This is a genomic window from Lyngbya sp. CCY1209, from assembly GCF_055795065.1.
Genome location: NZ_JAYFER010000137.1, coordinates 1 through 801 on the forward strand (window position 1 = coordinate 1; position 801 = coordinate 801).

General features: G+C 42.6%; 1 protein-coding gene. It reads right to left on the reverse strand.

Translation table 11 applies throughout. The features are described 5' to 3' along the window. Nucleotides 1-378: 378 nt before the first annotated feature. Nucleotides 379-561 carry an antitoxin gene (locus tag AC0QHF_RS01395; protein WP_324702395.1) on the reverse strand — a complete coding sequence of 61 codons (183 nt, stop codon included), beginning with the start codon at nucleotides 559-561 and terminating at the stop codon, nucleotides 379-381. Between the last annotated feature and the right edge of the window lie 240 nt (nucleotides 562-801).

The window sequence follows — 801 nt, forward strand, 5'->3', positions numbered from 1 at the left end:
AGGGGGACTTTGAAGAGGGTTGGGGTTGCTCCCCCTAAATCCCCCTTAAAAAGGGGGACTTTGAAGAGGGTTGGGGTAGAAGCGGTTTATTCCTCTCTACGCTCAATCCCGCCTTGAAATAAATTTCAAGGCTCACAGCAAAAGTCCACTGAAGTGGACTGACCTAATTTGATTGTTCTTTAATCCTCTTAAGAGGATTTTCGCTATTAGCTTGGGAATTGATTCCCAAGCGGTTTCTTCTTCCTAACGATATCTCTCCGGGGTTCTTCTTCCCCAAGCTATCTGTCTAGAAACCGGTTTTATACCAATATCTCTGTAGGGAACCCAACACTCTTCTCGAAACCCGGTTTCTTCCTCCTCACCAGAGAGTAAAATCAACTAATTGACAGATAACTTGCGTTGAGAAGTGACGCAATCTTGCAAATAAAGATTGATGATTTCTTGATAAGATACCCCTTCTTCTTGAGCCATTCTTTCAAAATATTCGATCGCGTCGATTCCCAGATAAATTGTGACTTGTTTTTTTAACTGTTTGGCAAAAGGGTTGGGTCTTCTGTTCATTTTTGAGAGATCGTATTCCGGTTCCATGAGTTTATCTCCTATATTCTTTGCTTTCGTTTTTGGTGGCTTTTCTGGCTGATATAATTCTAAATAGGTTTCCTTCTCCCTACGATATGTCTAGAAACCGGGTTTCTACCAACATCTCTGTGGGGAAACCAAAATCCTTCTAGAAACCCGGTTTCTTCCTCCCAACCTGTAGGTCTAGAAACCGGGTTTCTACCAATATCTCTGTGGGGCACC

Excerpts from the sequence above, each read along its gene's own strand:
- AC0QHF_RS01395 (WP_324702395.1), bottom strand. The coding sequence starts at position 561 with ATGAACAGAAGACCCAACCCTTTTGCCAAACAGTTAAAAAAACAAGTC.